Below are 2,724 nucleotides of genomic sequence, written 5' to 3'. Positions count from 1 at the left end.
CGCTGATGGCGGGCTTGGGAAAGGGCTGGTCCAATCGCAAGGTGCAGCTGCTGGAGGAGGGAGAAACCCCGGCCACGCTGGCGGTTTATGGCACCGATCAGCTGGAACTGGAGCTGGAATTTGACGCCAGCCGCATTCCCGCCGCCTTGGCGGAACGGTTTCTGGATCAGTTCGTGGCCCTGCTTTCGGCCATGGCGGCGGCACCGGCGCAGGCACCCTTGTACAGCCTCGCCATGCTGTCTGCGGCAGAGCAGGCCGACCTTCTGCACCTCTCGCGGCCAGACAGCCCGGTGACGGATGCCCAGCCTTGCATCGCCTCGCGCTTTGCGGCCGTGGCGGCGGCGCAGCCCGCGGCCTTGGCGATCCTGGATGAAACCGCGGCCCCCCTGACCTATGCCGAGGCCAATGCCAAGGCCGAGGCCATGGCGCGCAGGCTGGCCCGCAAGGGCATCGGCGCCGAAAGCGTGGTGGCGATCAACCTGCCGCGCGGGGCCGATTTCACCCTGGCTATTCTGGCCGTGTTGAAGGCGGGGGCGGCGTTCCTGCCGCTCGACATGGCCCTGCCGGAAACCGAGCGCAGCTTGCGGGCGGTGGAAACCGATGTCTGCGCGGTGATTGGCGAAACCGGCCTCGCCGGGCTGGCCGTGCCGCTGATCAACCCCAATGCCCAGGTCGAGGCGCCGGATTTCGCCCCGCCCGCCCCCGATGCGGCGCGACTGGCCTATATCATCCACACCTCCGGTTCGACCGGGCGACCCAAGGGGGTGATGGGCACGCAGGGCGCGCTGTCGGCCCATGCCTCGGCGGCGATGGCGGCCTATGGCCTGACGCCCGCCGACCGCGTGTTGCATTTCGCCTCGCCCGGCTTTGACGTGGCGCTGGAGGAGATCGTGCCGACCCTGCTGTCAGGGGCGGCGCTGGTGATCCGCAGCGAGGATGAAACCGCCTCGTTTCAGGCATTTCTGGAATTCGTCGCCCGCCAGCGTGTGACGGTGATGAATCTGCCGGCAAGCTTTTGGCATGTGCTGGTGGAGGAGATGACCGCGCGCCACCTGCCGCTGCCGCCCTCGGTGCGGCTGGTGGTGACGGGCAGCGAGCGGATCAATGCAGGCGCCCTTGCCGATTGGCAGCGCCTGGCGCCGGGCTGCGCCTGGATGAATGGCTATGGCCCGACCGAGGCAACGATCACCAGCACCAGCTGGGCCGCGCCGCAGGGTCAGCCGCTGGAAGACGGGGCCGAGGTGCCCATTGGTCGCCCGATGGGCCATGCTCTTGCCTATGTGCTGGCCTTTGATGGCAGCCTCGCGCCGCGTGGGGCCGAGGGCAATTTGCATATCGGCGGCGCGGCGGTGACGCGTGGGTATCTGAACCAGCCCGAAATCACGGCCCGGCTGTTCCGGCCTGATCCCTTTGTGCGCGGGGGGCGCATCTATGCCACGGGCGACCGGGCGCAATGGCGGGCCGACGGGGCGTTGATGTTCCTGGGACGCCGTGATCGTCAGGTCAAGCTGCGGGGGCTGCGCATTGATCTGGGCGATGTGGAGCGCGCCTTGGGCCAGTTCGAGGGGCTGCGCGATGTGCGTGTGGCGGTGCATGGTGCGGGCAGCGATGCGGCCCGGCTGGTGGCCTGGGTTTGCGGCCCCGACCTGCGCGAGGGCAGCCCCGCGCTGGAGGGGCTGGTGGCCCATGTGGCGCGCTATATGACCGGGGCGACCATGCCCATGATCGTGCCGGTCGAGGCCTTCCCGCTGAAGGCCAATGGCAAGGTCGACATGGCCGCGCTGCCCGCCCCGGTGCCGCCCGGCGATCAGGCTGATGACGGGCCGGTAGACCCGCTGACCTTCGCGGTCGCCAGCCTGATGGCGAAGATTCTGGGGGTGGCGCGGCTGGGCCCGGATGATGACATCCGCGATTACGGTGCCAATTCGCTGATCACGCTGCGGCTTGCCTCGATGCTGGAGGCGCGGTTCCGCCGCCCCGTGGTCACCACCGACCTGTACCGCTATCCCACGGCGCGCGGCCTCGCCCGGTTTCTGGAACGCGACGGGGCCGAGGCGCATCTTCTGGTGCCGATCCAGCCGCAGGGCGCCAAAGTGCCGTTTTTCGCCATTCATGTTCTGGGCGAGAAAGAGGTGTTGTTCCGCCCGCTGTCCGAGGCTTTGGGGCCGGATCATCCGGTCTATGGCCTGACCGTCGGTCCGCCGAAAGATCTGGATGAAATCAGCGTGGAGCGCATTGCCCGGCGCTATTTCAACGATATTCAGCTGGCCTTCCCGGAAGGGCCGCTGGCCTTGGGCGCCGTGTCGATGGCGGCCTATTTTGCCTATGAGCTGGCGCAACTGCTGCTGGAGGCCGGGCGCGAGGTGCGGTTTGTGGCCGTGCTGGATGCACAGGGGCCGGATGGGCGCCCTTCCGTGCGCGGTGCGGGCAAGGTGGCGGCGCATCTGGGCCAGATCGGGCGGCATGGCTGGCGGCACTTTGCGCGGGTGCTGCATTTCCGCCGCGAGAACCGCCAGATCGAGGCCGAGCTGGCCTCGGCCCGCCCCGGCGAGGTGAACGGCGCCAATCTGGTGCTGGCCAATGTCGCGGCGGTGGAGGCTTACCAGCCGCGCCCGATTGCCTGCCCCTTGGTGATTTTCCGCGCCGATGCGAGTTTCTGGGACAGTCGGCAGGCATTGGAAACCGGGCTTGGCTGGGCCTCGGTCGCAGCGGGGGGGTGGCAGT

Annotated in this window: 1 protein-coding gene; it reads left to right on the top strand. The window is 68.6% G+C overall.

The window, feature by feature from the left end; genetic code table 11:
• Positions 1-2,724 (top strand): amino acid adenylation domain-containing protein (locus JNN06_RS06665; RefSeq protein ID WP_291238813.1); only part of this gene is annotated, 2,724 nt, incomplete at both ends.

Origin of the sequence: Gemmobacter sp., from assembly GCF_016792925.1 — a bacterium.
Lineage (GTDB): Bacteria > Pseudomonadota > Alphaproteobacteria > Rhodobacterales > Rhodobacteraceae > Gemmobacter.
The sequence above is the reverse complement of the archived record's forward strand: the minus strand, read 5'-3'. Positions and strand labels throughout refer to the sequence as shown.